We start from the raw sequence: 19604 nt of genomic DNA on the forward strand, positions 1-19604 counted from the left end.
AAAAAAGAAATAGCGATAAAAACTGTTTTAGAAAAATAACTGAAGGCGATCCTGGTTGGTATGTTGATTATCATTTTAAAAACAAAAGTCATTTTGGTGCATTTAAGTACCTAAACGAATATTATGCTCCAGTTGATACTAACGGCAATAGAGTTAATTTTTCAAAGAAAATAAAAGTTTTATTTTGTATGAACTCAAGCGGTAAATATTTTTTTCAAAACTCCAGAAAATCGTTACAAAGCAAGCAGTGATTTATACTAACTTTAACTCACAAAAGATTTTTAATTAGGTAAAAATCTTGACATTTGAGACGATTTGGATTATAAATTGAGTTTGATAGTCGTAGCGCATAAGTCAGTAGTTTCGATATTTACGGATAAGTTTAATTACTTGATTAGAAATTTAGAAAAATTTGAATTAAATACATTGTTTAAAACAAGAAATTAACCACTTAAAATCAATGTTTAAAAACGTAATTAAAGAAGTGGATAATAACCTATCTGAATACTTTAAGTAGATTTTTAATTCTATTCTATTGTCCGCAAAAGTGGGTTTAAAAAATTTTGTTTACCATCCAATCAAAATATGAATAAAGCTTAAAAAATAAATTTAATATCATAAGTTTAATAAACATTTTTAAACTATAAAAATGTTGCGATTTGATTAAGAATTAACATGCAATTTAACGCATAAAAGTAAAAAAAGTGCCGTTTTTTTTAAGCAAATCAGCACTTTTTGTATATTTTTATAATTAGTTATAAAATTATAAAAATCATTAAAAGTTTAAGCTGTATAAAAAAATCATTATTGAAAGTATTTTAAACATAAAACCAGCAATAACAATCTAAATTTAATACAGTATTAAATGTACATAGAAATGGGATTAAAAGACATGATCGATAATATCAAAAAAGAAAAACTAATAAAAAATATTAATCATTGAAAAACGAAATTACTTGACTTAACTTTAAGAAACAAATCCTTAAATATTGGTATCTCTTTAAAAAAGACCATTCCCAATAAATTAAAAATAGTTTATCCTGACTTTTATTCATTACTAGAATTGTTCAATAACACTGAAAAAGAAGTGTTCCCATTGGCGATTTATGACCAAGTTAGAAAATATACAGAAAGCCAATACGGATATGAAGCTTTATATTCACATAATTTAGAAGATATTGAGCAACAAACAACTATCAAGAAAAATCAACTTTATCCAGAATTTGGTGAGTCTGTATTTTTAGAAACAATTAAGAAAATTGAGAAAAAGGCAAGAACTTTTAGAGAAGAATATTCAATTGATATTGCTTATATAACATTTGGTTTAGTGAAGTGATACGAGTCAACAACTTCATATGAGCCAAATTACGCTCCTTTATTATTCTATCCAGTAGAAATTAAAAAAGATAGCAATACATCAGGTTGAAGAATTACAAGAAAAGCGGAAAATGATTTTATTCAAAATGAAACATTAGTACGTAAAATGAAAAATAGTTTTAATGCCGACTTTACATTTGAACCTTCAAATAATAATGCCAATGAAATGTTTGATGAATACGCTGAAAAAATTCTAGGCCAAATTAGCGATAAAAGATGAGAAATTACAAAAGATATTTATTTATCTACATTTGATTTTAGTAATATATACATCTACAAAGATATTGAACAAAATATTGAGAAAATATCTGAAAGTGAATTTTTCAAAAGAATGATCAGCGCTGAAATTGACGATGCAACAGATATATCTAATATTAATGAAACAAATATAAACCAAAAGATTGATATTCAAAATCAATATAAAATTCTTAACTCAGATTCTTCACAAGAAATCGCCATTCAAAATGCCATTGAAGGAAAAAGTTTCATCTTACAAGGACCTCCTGGAACAGGTAAATCCCAAACAATTACAAATATTATTACCGAACTTATAACAAGAGGTAAAAAGATTCTTTTTGTTGCTGAAAAAAATGCTGCTCTTCAAGTCGTTTTCAACAACCTTAAAAAAATTAAATTGGAAAAGTATGCGATGCCTATTCACGACACAAAAGTCGATAAAAAAGAAATATTAAGAGATATTAATAAATCAATTGAAGAGGCAAGATTATATGAAATCGATGACAACAATATTCAAACATTGATTTCTAACTATCAGAGAAGCAAAGAATTTTTAGAAAAATATGGAGAAATCTTATTAAGAAAAAGAGAACCTCAATACAAAAATCTTTACGAATATATTGGTAAATATTTTTCATTAAATGACTTCCCAAACATAAGATTCAGTATTAATAATATAATGTCTATTAATGGTGAAGATTTTGAAAATATTAAGAATACAATTCAGTCATTTGAACATTCACTGAAGAACATAGATTTTAATTTTAAACAACATCCATGGTACGGTTTATTAAAGGATACAATTAAATTTAAAGAAAAAGATGAGATTGAGGAAAAACTATTTTTCTTAAAAGATCATTCAAAAAATATTGCTACTTGAATCAAAAACTTGAATATTTTTGCACAACCAAACGACTTTTATAATGAATTTTCTAAACATACTTTAAATATAAAATTTGTTGCAAACTTCATTGAAAATAATAACTTCAAGGATATTTCAAACTATTTAAATGGCGGTATTGATTTAGAAATAATAAATTTAAAAGAAATTATTAGTGTGTTCAATGACAAAACCGCTAAATACGAAACCCAATCTAAAATTTGAAAGAATTTAGAATTTTTTGAAACTAATGATGCTATGGAAGTTTATTCAACACTTAACAAAAACAAATTTAACCCTTTTAGGGTTTTTTCAAAAACGTGAAGACAATACAGAAGTTATTTCAAAAAACAAAATGTATATGAACCTGAAAATCTGTGAAAATTAAGAACCCTTGATGAAGCTAAAAAATTCGCTGAAATAAAAGAATTGGACACAAAATTTAATGAACTAATAAACAAAATAAATCTAAATTTAGACAACTTCAATATTGATAAAGTTAATGAAGTTTTAACCAGTCTTGAGTTTATTAAACAAAATAATAATGATATCCTAACAATATTCAATGCGTATGTAAAAACTTATAATCAAAACAAAGAATCAATAAAGACAAATATAAATAATTTAAACACACTATGTGAAAATATTGAATTTTTTGGTTCCTTATTCGACAATAATATTGTAAATTTTAAAACAGTATCACTAGATGATTTTCTATCTAAAACAATAACATTATTGACAAATATGGATTCAATAACTAGCTACATAAGTTTCATTAGCGCAAAAAATAGGCTTGCCGATTTAGGCCAAAGTTCTTTTATTGAAGCCATTATTTCAAACAATATAGATAGCAATTTTGAAAACATTTATCTTAGAAAATTCTATGAAAAACTAACAGAAACTATTATTCAAACTGAAATTTCAAATGCAGATACAGTTTTACTAAATCAATGTGTAAATGTATTTAAAGAAAAAGACAAAGAAGCTAATACTTTGGCAAGAGATAAAATTATTTTAGAAAATGATAAAAGAATTAAATCTAGTTTATTCTTCGCCGCTGCTAATAGTCAGTATATGTTGCTTAAAAAAGAAAGTAGTAAAACTCGTGCCATTATGCCTTTTAAGAAGTTTTTTGAAAAAGCGCTTGAACTTATTTTAAATACAAAACCTTGTTTAATGCTTTCTCCTCTAACAGTAAGTAACTTCTTTAAAGATGTTGAATATACATTCGATACAGTTATATTTGACGAGGCATCTCAAATTAGACCCGAAAGTGCTATAAGTTCATTATTTAGAGCTAAACAAGTTATAGTCGTTGGAGATAAAGAACAAATGCCTCCATCAAACTTCTTTTCATCAGCAGAAAATGAAGAAGGTTTTCTTGAAGTCGAGGATTCAACAGATAACTTTTCAGATGGCTATGATTCACTTTTAAATTTAGCTGAAGCTAGCCTTAACTCAATTAGACTAAAATGACACTATCGTTCAAAATTTGAAGAATTAATTTATACATCAAATAAAGAAATTTATAAAGACTTAATAACATTCCCTAACTCTAAACAACCTAATGATATCGAAGGATTAAGATTCCTTTACGCAAAACCAAATAAATATATTGACGAAACAAACACATTATTTGAAGAAGCAAGGAAAACAATAAAAGACATTATTGAAAAGTATCAAAACAAATATTCAATCGGTGTTGTTGTATTTAACGCCGAAATCTTAAATCAATTTGAAAGAGAAATGGATAAATTTATTCATGATAATCCACATTTAAAATTTTATTTTGATGAAGATAGAGAAGATGCATTTTTTGTTAAAAACATTGAAACAGTTCAAGGTGATGAAAGAGATATCATATTATTCTTGCTAGATAATAAAAGGAACGCAAACGGTGAAGTTAGTGTAAACTTTGGAGCAATAAATAACAGCGAATCCGGATATAAAAGACTTAATGTTGCAATATCTCGTGCCAAAAAAGGTTTAATTCTTATATCATCATTCAAAAGTCATGAAGTTAATTGGTTCAGAAGTGAACAAAGAGGTGTTAAACTTCTTGAAAAATTCATTAAAAACGCTGAATTCGGAATAAACACCTTAGAAGATTTAAAAGAAACGAGCGGAGGTGTTGAATCACTTTTCGAACAACAAGTTTATGATAAACTTACTGAACAAGGTTTGACTTTAAAAACACAAGTCGGATCATCAGGATTTAGAATTGATTTAGCAGTGGTTCATAAAAATAATCCAAACAAATATATTCTAGGAATAGAATGCGATGGATCAACCTATCACTCTTCAAAAACAACACGTGATCGTGATAGATTAAGACAGGAAGTGTTAGAAGCAAGAGGTTGAAATATTCACAGAATTTGATCAACCGACTGATTCAAAAACCCCGATGCACAAGTTAACATTATTTTAAATAAATTGCAAGAATTATATAACAACGCTAATTCGACTGACGAATCAGAAGACAACGAAGAAATGATAAAATCATTCACAATAGAACTAAATGAACATGAAAATGAACAAGCAACTTTCCCAGCATTTCCTGATCTAGATAAATTTATTGAAATGAATAGTTTAAAATTTTTAAAATCATATCAAGGAGAAAGAAGTCTTATTATTGCTCAACTATTTTCAGTTGCAGGTGCATTGCCTTATAAAACTTATGAAGGTATCGTTAAAAAATTACTACGCGAAGATCGTTTAACAAATGGTGTTAAAATGTTAGCAAGCAAATTAGCATATGGACTGGGTAGCAAAGATGAATACCTATTCATAGTTCCTTCTTTCCCTGATTTCAATTTTAAATTTAGGGAAAGCTTTTCAAAAGAAACAAAAAGATCAATTTTTGATATCCATCCATATGAATTGCGTGATCTATTTATAACAATATTAGAAAATTCTTATATTACAATTAGCTTAGATGATTTCTGTAGAGAATTATCAAATAGAATTAAAACACAAGTTTCAAACCTACAACAAAAAAATTACGTTCTTGATATTTTAAACAAAATGGCAAAAGAAAGAAAAATTCAAAAATTAGATGATGAATTATTCAAAGCCAATGATAAACTCGACTAATAACTAATCAAATAAATTCAATATAAATATTCAAAATTATTTCCCAGTTTAAGTATAAAAAAAATACAAATACATCTTAAATTAAGGCGTATTTGTATTTTTATTATTATTTTTTAACTACAATTATTAACCGCAATATACAGATATTAAACAATCTAAGCACCTACTCCTTTAAAATAAATGAAACAAATTATTAAAAATAGAAGAAAAATTAAAATTTCTTTTTTTATCATAATCGTACTGGTTCTTTTTATTTTTTCAATATTTAATATTGACACCAAAACATTTATATGGAGCTCTCTGATCTCATTATAAAAAAGATAACAAATATTTTTGTTGCCTTATCGGGGTTTTTAGGAGTTATTTCAATATATTGATTTGCAAAGAAAAAAACAACGGTATATTTAACCGAAATACTCAATGCAATTTTATACGCATTCTTTTCATTTGCAAATGGCTTAGTCATTGATGGAATTCTATAATTCATTTATATAGCAATATTGATATCGATATTAATTAATAAAAAAATCAAGAAAAATTTCAAAATAAGTGAGCCAAGAAGTTCATTATATTCGTCACTATTATTTGCGTTATATTTTTTAATTTTCTTTGTAATATTTTACTTTTCAAACCCATTTACCAACAATATATTAGGAAAAATATTCAATATAAATTATTTAGAATTTGGCTCAAATTTTAAATATAAATTAGTGTCTGCTATACTGTTAGCAACATTAAATTCAATATCAGTAGCCGCTTCAACAATAATGGCGTCAGATTTTAAAGATTCGTAAATTGTATGATGTTTAAAAAACATAATATGCTTTGCGTTTTTCTCTGGTGTTGCCTTTCCAAATTTCGATACTTTGATCATAAACATTATCCATTTTTCAATTTCATTATATCTATATTTTGCAACTTCAAGGAGAACAACATTAAGAATTACATTTTCAGGAATGGGAGCAAGCAAAAAATCTACTGTTATAAAAAATATTGCTCCTTTTCTAAATGAGCACGGTATTAAAATTATTGACAAAAGGCTGACTGATACAAGCATTTTTCTAAACTATATGAATGATTTGAAAAATAATGGGTATAAAACCAAAAAATATTTTTCAAGTATAGACTAGAACAAATTAAAAATATGCAACAATTTGACAAGTGTTTAATTGATAGACATATGATTGATGACTTTTTATTCCTAAGGTTTTGATCAATATGAATTTTTTTACAAAATCACAAAAAATTAAATGAAATTTATTTTATAAAACCAAATACAAATTCCTTTTATTAATACAACTAAAAATTGATATATGCTTTGCAATTCTAAGAGATTACGAATTCATACAGAATAATAGAAAAAACGCCAGCTTAAGTCACAAAGTAGAGTTCAAAAGATGAAGAAGATCGGTCGAGCTAAAAAATGATTTATTTTTAAAAAATGTAAATAAAGAATATTTATAAGATAACGGAGTACTAGGAAAAATATTGGCTAAAAATCTTAATTACTTCTCTAAAAAACATTTTGTATTCATAAATACAGAATATTAAATTTCCAGCGAATACATCAAGAAAATAATAGAAGAAAAAATGAATAAAATTTATATAGTTTAATGAGGTAAAAATATTCAGGGTCCGAATTTTTTTATGTAAGGATTTAAGTGAAAATAGTTTAATTCTATTTCGCACATAATAAAATCACCGATAACATTTTACTATATATAATAGATGGATCATTTTTGTTACAATTTAACATTTATATTCATTTTTTAAAAATACTACTCATATTAATTGAGTAGTATTAGAGACTTATATTATTCTACTTGGTATATTTTTAAAAAATTATTTTGTTCTAAAATCAATAACTGCTCTTCCGAGAAATTCGCCTTTTTCAAGTTTTTCAAAAATTTCTTCAACATCTTCAAGTTTAACAATTTTTGTAACTTCTGATTTTACCTTTCCCTCAGCTGCATATTCAATTGCTTCTTTAAGATCTTGTCTAGTTCCTACAATTGAACCAACCAATTCTTTTTCTAACAGAACAGTTCAAAAAATAGAAACATTAATATCAACCTTTCCCATAGCATCCTTGGCCGGCAATCCCACCAAAACTTGGCGCCCACCACGCCGTAATATTGCCATTCCTTGTTCGGCTGCTGTCGGATGTACTGAAGTGTTGATAACAGCATGGACTCCACCGTTTGTTAACTGCATAATTTTACTTATAAAATCAGGATCTTTTCGTGAATTAAAGGCAGCAACCGCCTTACTCTTCAATGCTAAGTCAACCTTATCATCGCTAATATCTATTCCAATAGCCTTATATCCCATTGCATTTGCATATTGAATCGCAAGTTGACCTAATCCTCCAACACCAATAACCGCTACATAATTATTAGGTTTAATGTTAGTTCTCTTTAAAGCCTTATATGTTGTAACACCAGCACAAATAATTGGCGCGCCAGAAACAATATCAAATTTTTCAGGAATAATTGCTACATAATCCTCATGACCAATAGCATATTCAGCAAATGTGCCATCTTTTGTATAAGCAGTCATATTTTGGTTAGGACATAGAGTTTCTCTTCCGGTTAAACAAAACTCACAATGGCCGCATGTGTCATGAAGCCAAGCCAAACCAACACGATCACCAACTTTAAGTCTTGTACATCCTTCTCCAAGTTCACTAACAATTCCGATCCCTTCATGTCCAGGAATGAGTGGATATTTTGGATCTACTAATCAATCAGCATTAGCTGCATGCAAATCAGTATGGCATATTCCACTTGTTTCCATTTTTATTAATACTTCCTTATATTTGGGTTTAGGAATAGCCACTTCTGTTATCGATCAATCCTTTGGCCCCCTCACAACAAATGCTTTCATTTTTGTCATTCTAATATACCTCCAAAGTTATTTACATTTAACTTAAATTATATCAATAATATTCTAACTTATCATATTTTAAAAATGTCGGTTTGATATTGTGCTTGTTGTTAGTAACTATACTCATAGCATTCAAAAAAATATTTAATAATAAATATCGATAATGCATATTAAACACAAAAATTTCATAACGCATGAATAAATAATAAAAATAGAATGTGCTCATTATTTGGCACACTCTATTTTGCTTGTTTCATCGAACGCATTACGCTTCTAATTTGCGCTTCAGAAGCCTTGCGACCCATTTGTTGAAACATAACTCTAATCATCTTTTCATTGATTGGTGGGTTTTCTTTTAATTGCTTTTCAAATTTTTTCTTTGTTATAAAAATAGCTAAAATAGCACCAGCAATTCCAAATATGATAGGTAAAATTACTAATAAAACGATTCCTCATACAGGCATAATATTTTATCTTCCTCTCTTCATAATTCTTTTAACAATTAATAAAATTATAATAGGTATAACTAAAAGCACTAACACACTTATAAAAAAAATTTTAGCTCAAAACTTATGTGCTTCTGCTCTTATTTTTGATAGTTCTGTATTGCTCATCACGTCACTACCAAAAAAAACTTGAATATCAACCATTCTTTTTTTTCTTTGGATTGTTCCAATAATAAATAAAAGTAAAACCCCAAGCATTATTCCACAAAGAATATAAATAACTAAATTTGGGTCAGAAAAAGCCTTGTGTATTCAATCCTTAAAGTTCAGAATTCATCACTGAGCATCCTTAAGGCCTCAAAAGGCAAGAGTAAATAAACCCACATAAAATAAAATCGCAACAACAAATCATGTAATTCTAACTTGTCTTCTCATAAGTTTTTCATACAATGAGGCAATAAAAGGTGGAGCAAAACTAATTCCTTGTTTTATTTTTTCACGATAATCATCAACAGACTTAGATAGTGCATTCAAATCTATTACATCCAAAATAAGTAAGACTAACGATATTAATCCAAATAGGATTGGAGAAACATATCACCCTCATGGGACTAATTTAATATCTTTGCTTAGATAACTAGAAAATAATGAGGGCGCAAATGCAAATAATAAGCAAGATATTAATGCCAAAAAAAATACAAATAAATAAGCTGATATGCTAAACTTTTTTAATGATTTTTCAGCTCTGAAAACCTTATATATTCCATTTGGTATTAATCCTTCTGGGTCGAGAGTTTTTTTAATGTTGGAACTTAATGATTTTGTCTTGATTTCTGCACCTGACATATTATTAACAGTTAACATTTCAGAATATTTTGCAACTACATCGCTACTTTGAGAACTATTGGTTATAATTGGTTTTAATTCCATAAAGCGCAGTCCTTTCTCATGACCTATTTTTTATTGTTATCTGTTTTTAAGATTGCTAAAAAAGCTTCTTGTGGCACCTCAACACTACCGATCTGTTTCATTCTTTTTTTGCCCTCTTTTTGCTTCTTTAGCAATTTTTGGCGTCTTGTAACATCTCCACCATAAAGTTTAGCAGTTACGTCCTTACGATAAGCCTTAATTGTTTCTCTTGCGATAATTTTACCACCAATCGCCGCCTGAATCGGAATTTCAAAATTTTTTCTTGGTACTACCTCCTTAAGTTTTTCGGCTAATTCACGACTCTTATTGTATGCGAAATCACGATGAGCAATTAGCGCTAAAGCGTCAATTTTTTCCCCATTCAACATTATATCTACCTTAACAAGATCGCTTTCTCTTAAGCCAATATGTTCATAATCAAAAGAAGCATAACCTTTTGAGTAGCTTTTCATTAGATCAAAAAAATCGAATATAGTTTCATTTAGTGGAAGTTCATATATTAAACGTCTTCTTTTTTCATCTAAATACTCAATATTAATATACTTCCCTCTTTTTGATTGACAAAGTTCCATAATAGACCCAATATATTCCTCAGTTAACATAATTGATGCTCGGATATATGGTTCCTCAATAGTTTTAATATAACTACGATCAGGAAATAATGAAGGATTGGTAATATATTCAACCTCACCATTTGTTAGAGTAACAACAAATTCCACAGAAGGGGCAGTTGCTAATATATCAATATTAAATTCTCTTTCAAGTCTTTCTTGTAAAACGTCCATATGCAATAGACCAAGAAAACCAATTCTAAAGCCAAATCCAAGGGCCTTTGAGGTTTCGGGTTCTCATATTATTGAAGAATCAGAAAGACTAATTTTTTCTAAAGCGTCCTTTAAGGCGTTATAATCCCTGTTATCAACGGGAAAGAATCCAGTATAAACAACAGGCTTCATTTTTTTATATCCAGCAAGAGGATAATCGACAGGATTATCTAACAAAGTTATAGTGTCACCAACAGCGACATCCTTAACATCCCTAATTGATGCAGTGATCCAACCAACTTCACCGGCAGAAAGTTTATCTCTTTTTTCTTCATAAGGATTCTTAACGCCTAATTCTGTAACCATATATGATTTTTTGGTTTGCATAAAGTAAATGGTATCACCTGGTTTTACTTCGCCATTAAAAATACGCGTATAGATAACAACCCCTCGATAATTATCAAAATAACTATCAAATATCAAACCTTTAAGAGGCTTGTTGGGATCAGCTTCTTTGGGGGCAGGTATTCTTTCAATAATTGCTTCAATAACATTATCGATATTCTTTCCTGTTTTAGCTGAAATTAAAATTGCATCACTTGCATCAATGCCAATTATACTTTCAATTTCTTTCTTAACTCTTTCCGGTTCTGAACTAATTAAGTCAATCTTGTTTATAACCGGTATTATCTCAAGATTATTTTCAATGGCTAAATAAACGTTAGCTAATGTTTGTGCTTGAATACCTTGTGTTGCATCAACTAATAAAATAGCCCCCTCACAGGCTGCTAGACTCCTACTTACTTCATAGGTAAAATCAACATGACCAGGCGTATCGATCAAATGAAAAATATAATCCTTATATTTAATCTGAACAGCATTTAATTTAATAGTAATTCCTCTTTCCTGCTCCAGATCCATCGAATCTAGAATTTGAGGTTTTGATTCACGCATTGTAATTGTATTAGTTTGTTCCAAAATACGATCTGCTAATGTACTTTTTCCATGGTCAATATGTGCAATTATTGCAAAGTTTCTAATTTTAGGATTCGTCATATTTTTATAATTATAAGTTTAAAATGGATTTTTAATACTTTTTTCTAATGATATTATTATATAATACTTCCATGCTATACGTTTTATATAACTCATTATCAAAAACAGGTAGAAATCAATCAAAAATATTCAATATTGTTTCCAAAATCGTCAAAATAATGAACGAGGATTCCTTAAAAATTATCAATGTAGCAAGTAGCAATAATAACAATTCCCTGCTAGACCGCCTTACTAACGAGGATAAAATTATAATCATTGGTGGTGATGGTACCCTAACACATATTATTAACACTTTAAAACAATCATGCGCTAAACCAGAAATATATGCATATAAGGCGGGTACGGGAAATGATTTTGTGCGAAATGTTAAGATCCACCATAAACCAGAAAAAAAATCGCGACATCTTTACAAAATTAATGAGTTTATTGAAAAATTGCCAATAATTAAGTCAGGAAATACATATAGATATTTCTTGAATGGAACTGGTTTTGGAATTGATGCTCTAATTGCTAAAACTGTTAATGAAAAAAAGAAGTCAGGTGCAAGGGGTTCTTTTTTTTGAACAACAATTGAATGTTTAAAAAAATATAAGAGATTAAACAACATAAAGATTACTGTTGATAAAAAAGAGTATTTTTTTAATAACATAAATCTTGTTTCAGTAATGAATGGGCCTTATTATGGCGGAGGAATGAAAATTGCTCCAAATGCTGATATACTATCTGATAAATTATGTGTTATTGTCGTGCATGATTTAGCAATTACAAAACTTCTCGGTGCTTTTATGCTAGTCTACTCAGGAATGCATACTGCAATAAAAAACGTTGAACAAATATTTGGCAATGAGATCAAAATCGAAAATATAACCAATGATTTTTCGCAAATTGATGGCGAAATATTTGAAACTGGATCTATTATAGAATTTAAAAAATAATTTTTTTGCTACAGCTTAAACTTTTAGTAGTTTTTTATAACTGAAACAAATTTAAGGTGCAAAACAATAATTAAAAATATTTGGACAAATATCCAAATATTTTAAAATTTTCATTAAATATTATAAGAAGGCAGGCTAGCAGCAGCTGCGTGCAAGGCGAGACCAAAAATTAATGAAAAAATTAAAATTGGTAATATTAATGAAACAACAATACCACCTATCGCCAATCCTTTACCAGATCCTCCAAGATTCTTAGATTGTACAAGACCAACAATACTAAAAGCCAAACCTAATAAAGGCATAAAAAACGCAAAAACCAATCCAAGAATCGCAAAAATATTGTTTTGTGTATTATTCTTTACTTGCTTATTAGAATTGTTAGAAAGATTTGCGCTGCAAATTGGACAAAACTTAACATATTCATCAAAATGCTTATTACATTTTCCACAGAATTTCATATTTTTAATATCCTTTCAATATATAAATAAATATAACATTATTAAATGTTCCATATAAATAATACTATATATATATATATATATACGAATATCGTCTAAAATAGGGCGCTTTTTAGCTTTTTCTAGTGATTTTACTATCAAGAAGGCAGTTGTTTATTGAAAGTATTCTATTGATTTATTTCCTATGTTTATCATAAAATTTTTATGTTTTAGAAAACAAAAAAACATCCTGAAATATAACAAGATATTTTTTGTTAAAACATTTTTTGTTTTCATTTTGATAAACTTCATTAATTATTATAGATTTTTAAATAACTGATAGCTTATTTTTTATTTGTTCTAATTCCTTAATTTTGTGCTCTAATATTTTTGCTTTTGATAATACGTCCGTCGCCAAAAATGAAATTGCCTTATCCGTATTTTCAACACTTGCTTGAATATCTATAATTTGCTGTTTAAACGACTCTTTTTGCTTAAACAACGAAGCTAATTCATTTTTAGCATTTTGATATTTTTGTATTAACATTTCTTTTTGTTTATTTAAATCTTTATATTCACTGTCAATCTTATTAAGTTTTTCTGAGTTCATAATTTGTTCTTTTTTATTTGCAATTTCTAGAACTTCTTCAAGTTTCGCTTTGTTAGATTCTAATATTTCTTTTTCTTTAAATAGGTCTATATATTCTTGTTTTACTTGATTAAATTTTTGGGTTCTGTGCTCTACTAAAATGTTTGCGGCTTGAAAGTTATTTAAAGCATAATTGTAATTTTCTCTAGCCTTTGTTAGCTCTTTATAAGTTTCACTAACCTTTTTTTGATTATTTATGTTTTTAGTACCAATCTTATTATTATATTCATCAAACGAAGCTCGAAAGGCTTCATAAGCAATACGAACTTGCTTTTCAGTGTCTTCTAATTTTTTAGCTACAGAAGAAATTTTTTCATTTAAATCACTAATTTGTTCAGGAATTTGATTCGATAATTGCTGTTCAACATTATCCTTATTTTCCTTTTCACTCATAAAATAATGGTAATAATCTTGTGCATCAGAAACTAAACCCTTTATTGCTTCAACATCTTTATTTTCACCTTTTAGCGCTTCGTTTAATTGATTATTAATTTTATCATACTCAGATTTGTATCTGTTAGCATCCTTACTATATAAAGTTAATCGTTCCTCTAATTCGGGTTTACTTTCATTTATATGATCTAAATCATGCATTAATGATTCATATTCTTTTCGAACTTTTTCCAATTCCTTTTCTTTTTCAGCAAATTGCTCGTGTACTTTTTCATGTTTAGGTCTGAGAACAAATCTTATATAACGACTAAACTCTGCTGCCGTTTCCCTAGCAGCAATGTGCTCATTAACTGCCTCTATAAGTTGTTCATTCATGTTTTTTAATTTTTCGCTAGCTATAACTAATTGTTTATCAGATTCTTGCTTTGCTAGTTCATTTTTTGTTATGGCTTCCTGTTTTAAGAATATATCGTTTTCTTTTTGCTTAATTCTTTTCTTTATTTGTTCTAATTCAGATGCTACATTTAATCTATTTTGAGTAGTTTGATCTAATAACTTCTTAGATCTTTCAAGTTGTAGTGAGGTATTTGCAAGTTTTATATCTAAATTACTAATTTCATTCTTAAATTGTTTTATAGTTTGATTAAGACTAAAATCTCTGCTAGATAATTCACCTATTTCTTGATTAGTTAAATCAAGATTTTTAATTAAATCTTTTTGTTTAATTTTAGTGTTATTTAATGTATGCTGTGCTTTTATTAGTATTTTCTTTGCAACTTCAATCTCTTGTTCCTTTTGTTTAATAATCGAAATCCTATTATTTAATAAATTTTGATTTTTATTAACTAGTGAAACATAAGTTAATGTTGCTCCGGCAGTAACTACCAGCCCTGATGCAATCGCAAGGTATATTCCTAATTTATTTTTTTTAGTTCTTCTCATAAAAATAACTCCTCAATGAATAAAAAATGGATTATATTTCACCACATATTAAATTAAACTAGATAAATTTTAGTCAAGATTTTAAACCATAAGTTTATTTACGGGTGGATCTTATATGATAATTATATATATAGTACGCAAAAAAATGACTTTTGATATGTACCCTCTTTACTGGACAAATAAAAACCAGTAAGGAGGGTTATTTTTATGCGCTATGATTATGAATTTAAAAGAAAGTGTGTTGAAATGTATCGACAAGGTATATCCCCAGACACGCCTGATGGTGTTTCAAAAAAATTATTTAGAAACACAGTTCGAAAATGGGTCAGAATCGAAGATGCACGTGGACCTGAGGCGTTAAAGCACAAATTACAAAATAAAGCTTGGTCTTCAAAAGAAAAGCATGAGTTAGTATCTCGAGTGCTTGCAGGAAATTCGATTAGTTCTATTGCGATTAATGCAGGAATAAGTGAAGGAATTCTATATCAATGGGTTCGCAAATATGAAATTTATGGATATAATGGTCTTATCGATAAAAAGAAAGGGCATAAATCAAGGAATCCAGATATGAAAAAGATTAATTATAACAATCGCATAAAACTTGAAGAATCCGAATACGAAGAATTAATTCGTTTAAGAGCAGAAAATGAATATATCAAGGCAGAAAACGAAGTAATAAAAAAAGAGATCGCCTTGAGAGAAGAAATGAAAGCTGCACTACTCAAGGCGAAAAATCAGCACTCATCAAAGAACTCCGTGAAAAAGGATATCAATTAAAACATCTTCTTAAAGCTACCCGAATGGCAAAATCAACTTATTACTTTGAGATAAATAAGGTAGATGTTGTAGAATTAAGAAACGAAGAATTATTAAATGAAATCAAAGATATCTTTAATGAACATAAAGGAAGATATGGGGTAAGGCGTATTCACCAGGAACTTTTAAAAAGAGGTTATCAGGTTAATCATAAAAGAGTTCAACGTCTTATGCATAAAGCATCTCTATTAGGAAAGCGACCAAAAGAGAAGTATCATTCTTACATGGGAGAAGTTGGAAAGATTGTTGATAATGCAATAGACAGAGACTTTCGTACAACTGCGCCTTTGCAGAAATGGACTACAGATGTATCACAATTTAACTTCTCATGGGGTAAATGTTACTTGTCCCCTATATTAGATATGCATACAAATGAAGTTGTGTCATATAACTTAGCATTACATCCAAACTTAGAACAGGTGAAGAGAATGTTGGACAATGCATTTGATAAGTTCTCAAATGTAGAAGGCTTAATATTTCACTCTGATCAAGGGTGACAGTATCAACATGCTTATTATAGAAACAGATTAAAAGAAAAAGGGATTATTCAATCAATGTCTAGAAAGGGAAACTGTTATGACAATTGTATTATGGAGACTTTCTTTGGCAGAATGAAAAATGAGATGTATTATGGTTTTGAAAAAGACTTTGAATCTTTCCAATCTTTTTCAAAAGCTGTAGATGAATATATGGATTATTATAACAATAAAAGAATTCAGGCAAAAACAAAATGGATGCCTCCTGTAAAATACAGGAAAACATCCATTTGTGTTGCCTAGTTAATAAATATGTGTCCAGGATTCTGGGTACATATCATTTTTTGATAATTTAAGCTTATTTTTTAGCTTGTTTTCTTTCTTTTGGAGTTAATATCATTTCGAAATTCACAATAGAGTTATTTTTACTTCTTCTTTTTTCAATTAACAATAATATGACCTTATGAACAAAATAAATAGGAATAATAATTAATGGAAGGCCAAGCCCATAAGCAAGCAATGTCGGTGATGATGAAATATCCTCATATCCCTTAAATGCTATTGTTATTTTTTGAACAAGGGCAACAAGCAATAAAAATGACAATGAGAAGATAACAGATGCATAAACCTTTCAATAATATAATGGATTTGAAAGAATTATTGGTTTTTTAGACATTAAATTAACGGAGTTAAAAGCTGACGTAATACCGAGAATTAAAAAGGCAATAGTTGAAGCGGCACTAATTATTTGATCAGGCCCAAGACCTTGATTATAAGCCCATAAAGCACCCAAATAATAGCCAATCATTGATATAATACCTATTAAGATGCCCTGCCATAAAATATTTATACCCATTTTATTAGCAAATATTGACTCATATTTTGAAAGAGGACGTCGATTCATATAATCTTCTTTTGTATCTTGTAGTCCTAAAGCGATGGCCGGAAAACCGTGGGTAAATAAGTTAATTCATAAAAGTTGTGTTGCTGATAAAATATATATTTCTTTATTCTTCAAAACATCTCAATTATGAAATACAGCCTTAAATATCAACAATCCAAGAAAAACTAATATAATTTCAGCAACAGAAGTAATTAGCAAATTCTGAATTACATTTTTTATTTTTTGATATATTGAACGACCGTTTTTTACGGCTGAAACAATTGTTGTAAAATTATCATCAGCTAGTATCATATTGGCTGCTTGCTTTGAGGCTTCTGTACCAGTAATACCCATCGCGCAGCCAATATCAGATGCCTTTAAGGCAGGAGCATCATTGACTCCATCGCCGGTCATTGCTACAACTTGATTTCTTTTTTGTCAAGCATTTACAATTCTAAGTTTATCTTCTGGCTTAACGCGAGCATAAACTGAGTATTTCTCAATATTTTGGCTTAATTCTTGATCGCTAATTTTATCTAACTCTATGCCAGTTATCGCTAGATCGCCTTCATTAAAAATATTTAATTTTTTAGCAATTGAAATAGCTGTATTTATATTATCACCAGTAATCATTACTGGTTTGATACCGGCTTGACGACAAATTGAAATTGCGTCTCTTGCTTCTTCTCTAGGAGGATCAATCATAGCAACTAAACCTTCAAAATGTAAATTATTCTCTAGAAAATCAAGTTGATCACTATTCTTCTTAGCTAGCAATTCCTCTAAAGTTGATTTAGTTATTTCTTTAGATGCAACCGCCAATACTCGGTATGACTCATTTGACCATTGATTATTAATATGAAAAATGCTATTTTTTTCATAAATAGTTGTTAATGTTCTATTAACTAAAACATCAGGTGCACCTTTAACGATAACTATATATTTATCGCCAATCTTATTGATAGTAGTCATCAATTTACGATCAGAATCAAATGGTCAAACATGAATACGCTTGTATTGTGATTCAAGTTTAGCCTTGGTCATAAATTTTGAATGCTTATATAATTCATATAAAAACGATGACTCTGTAGGATCGCCAACAGCCTTAAATTCTCCATTATCTAGTGATAAATTTGCCTCCGAACAAAGTGAACCGTACTCAATAATTTTTAGATATTTTTCATTCATCGATGTATCACTGAGTTTTTTATTATCTGAACTAAAAATGTCAACAATTGTCATTTTATTTTGAGTTAAAGTACCTGTTTTATCAGAACAAATAACTGCACAGCTACCAAGAGATTCAACTGCCATCAAATCCTTGACAATTGCTTGTTTCTTAGCCATTCTTTGAACTCCTATTGCCAAAATAATTGAAGTAAATGCAATTAAACCTTCAGGAATGGCGGCGACGGCTAGTGAAACTCCATTAACAATAACTGTACTTCAAAAGGTCATTTCCTTATACAAAGAAGGGCTTGAGACAGCAAACAAAATTTGTGCTAGCATGCTACATAAAAATAATCCAAGTCCTACATATCCAAATATTTTTCCTAATTTGTTAATTTTAATTTGTAGTGGACTCATAGCCTCTTTTTGATTACTTACAAGTGATGAAATTTTACCAAGCTCGGTTTGTTGTCCAATAGCACTAACGACATAATAACCAGTTCCGCTAGCAATAATTGAAGATGAATATAACATAAATTTACGATCAGCTAAAGGTAAATCTAAATTCCTCTTGAAATTATAATCTTTTATTGCCGGTTCACTTTCACCCGTCAGTGAGGATTCAATTGACGATAAATTCGAAGAAAATAATAAATAACCATCAGCAGGCACCACATCGCCAGCTTCTAGCAATATAACATCTCCAATCGTAACATCTTTTGAATCTATTGAAATTAATATACCATCACGGATAACTTTGGCCTGCAAGGGATTTAATTTACTTAATGCATCAACAGCCTTTGCACTTTTTATTTCCTGAATTGCGCCAACAAGAGAATTTGTTAGGACTACAAATAATATAATTGATGGTTCAATAAATTCAACAACTAATTCTGTATTAAAGTTTCATTGCCTATTAGATGCGCTAATAATTGCAAAAATGTATGATAACAATGCGGCAAACAACAAAATAATTACAAGGATATCTTTAAATTGAGTTAAATATGTAAAAAAGGGATTTATTTTCTTTGTTTTCTTTAATTCATTTAAACCAAATGTTTCCTGGCGATGAGCAGCTTCAGCTGAAGTTAACCCTTCTTTTATCCTAGTATCTAACATATCATCATTAATTTCTGGGTATTTTTCGATCTTTTCTTTTTTCATAAGTTACCTTTTTATTTTACAAAACAGTGGAAATAATTTTATTGATATATTTTTAAAATTTTACATTATT

12 protein-coding genes and 1 pseudogene are annotated in these 19604 nt (G+C 28.6%); 4 read left to right on the forward strand and 9 right to left on the reverse strand.

The window, feature by feature from the left end:
- Positions 1-877 precede the first annotated feature (877 nt).
- On the forward strand, positions 878-5587 hold the full coding sequence (locus ACSH4Z_RS02225; RefSeq protein WP_438340359.1) for a DUF4011 domain-containing protein: 4710 nt from the start codon (positions 878-880) through the stop codon (positions 5585-5587).
- A 286-nt stretch (positions 5588-5873) separates the two neighbouring features.
- Here ACSH4Z_RS02225 and ACSH4Z_RS02230 read toward each other — a convergent pair whose 3' ends face one another.
- From ACSH4Z_RS02230 to lepA, 6 genes are all read right to left on the reverse strand, one after another.
- Positions 5874-6074 carry a hypothetical protein gene (locus ACSH4Z_RS02230; protein ID WP_438340360.1) on the reverse strand — a complete coding sequence of 67 codons (201 nt, stop codon included), beginning with the start codon at positions 6072-6074 and terminating at the stop codon, positions 5874-5876.
- Between the two features lie 186 nt (positions 6075-6260).
- Complete coding sequence (locus ACSH4Z_RS02235; protein WP_438340361.1) at positions 6261-6644, reverse strand: hypothetical protein; 384 nt, start codon at positions 6642-6644, stop codon at positions 6261-6263.
- A 785-nt stretch (positions 6645-7429) separates the two neighbouring features.
- The gene (adhP, locus tag ACSH4Z_RS02240) at positions 7430-8482 is read right to left on the reverse strand and encodes an alcohol dehydrogenase AdhP (RefSeq protein WP_438340362.1); all 1053 of its coding nucleotides are present in this window, start codon (positions 8480-8482) and stop codon (positions 7430-7432) included.
- 230 nt (positions 8483-8712) lie between these two features.
- Positions 8713-8937: a YneF family protein gene (locus ACSH4Z_RS02245; protein WP_438340363.1), complete on the reverse strand. Its 225-nt coding sequence runs from the start codon at positions 8935-8937 to the stop codon at positions 8713-8715.
- 6 nt (positions 8938-8943) lie between these two features.
- Positions 8944-9849, reverse strand: a complete 906-nt coding sequence (locus ACSH4Z_RS02250) for an MSC_0882 family membrane protein (RefSeq protein ID WP_438340364.1) — start codon at positions 9847-9849, stop codon at positions 8944-8946.
- Between the two features lie 23 nt (positions 9850-9872).
- Complete coding sequence (lepA, locus tag ACSH4Z_RS02255; RefSeq protein ID WP_438340365.1) at positions 9873-11669, reverse strand: translation elongation factor 4; 1797 nt, start codon at positions 11667-11669, stop codon at positions 9873-9875.
- A 71-nt stretch (positions 11670-11740) separates the two neighbouring features.
- Here lepA and ACSH4Z_RS02260 point away from each other — a divergent pair, with 71 nt between their 5' ends.
- Positions 11741-12604, forward strand: coding sequence for a diacylglycerol kinase family protein (locus ACSH4Z_RS02260; RefSeq protein WP_438340366.1), 864 nt, complete (start codon positions 11741-11743; stop codon positions 12602-12604).
- 113 nt (positions 12605-12717) lie between these two features.
- On the opposite strand, the gene ACSH4Z_RS02265 is transcribed toward ACSH4Z_RS02260, so the two are convergent.
- Both ACSH4Z_RS02265 and ACSH4Z_RS02270 read right to left on the reverse strand, forming a co-directional pair.
- Positions 12718-13062 carry a hypothetical protein gene (locus tag ACSH4Z_RS02265; RefSeq protein WP_438340367.1) on the reverse strand — a complete coding sequence of 115 codons (345 nt, stop codon included), beginning with the start codon at positions 13060-13062 and terminating at the stop codon, positions 12718-12720.
- 307 nt (positions 13063-13369) lie between these two features.
- Positions 13370-15025, reverse strand: a complete 1656-nt coding sequence (locus tag ACSH4Z_RS02270) for a hypothetical protein (RefSeq protein ID WP_438340368.1) — start codon at positions 15023-15025, stop codon at positions 13370-13372.
- Positions 15026-15271: 246 nt separating this feature from the next.
- Between ACSH4Z_RS02270 and ACSH4Z_RS02275 the strand changes: the two are divergent.
- Together ACSH4Z_RS02275 and ACSH4Z_RS02280 are read left to right on the forward strand one after the other, a co-directional pair.
- Positions 15272-15559 (forward strand): annotated as a pseudogene (locus ACSH4Z_RS02275) (helix-turn-helix domain-containing protein); the annotation flags it as partial.
- Between the two features lie 116 nt (positions 15560-15675).
- On the forward strand, positions 15676-16620 hold the full coding sequence (locus ACSH4Z_RS02280; RefSeq protein ID WP_438340913.1) for an IS3 family transposase: 945 nt from the start codon (positions 15676-15678) through the stop codon (positions 16618-16620).
- 55 nt (positions 16621-16675) lie between these two features.
- Here the strand turns inward: ACSH4Z_RS02280 and ACSH4Z_RS02285 are convergent, their stop codons facing one another.
- Positions 16676-19534: a cation-translocating P-type ATPase gene (locus ACSH4Z_RS02285; RefSeq protein ID WP_438340369.1), complete on the reverse strand. Its 2859-nt coding sequence runs from the start codon at positions 19532-19534 to the stop codon at positions 16676-16678.
- Between the last annotated feature and the right edge of the window lie 70 nt (positions 19535-19604).

The sequence above is a fragment of the Mycoplasma sp. 125 genome (assembly GCF_051549845.1).
GTDB lineage: Bacteria > Bacillota_I > Bacilli_A > Mycoplasmatales > Metamycoplasmataceae > Metamycoplasma.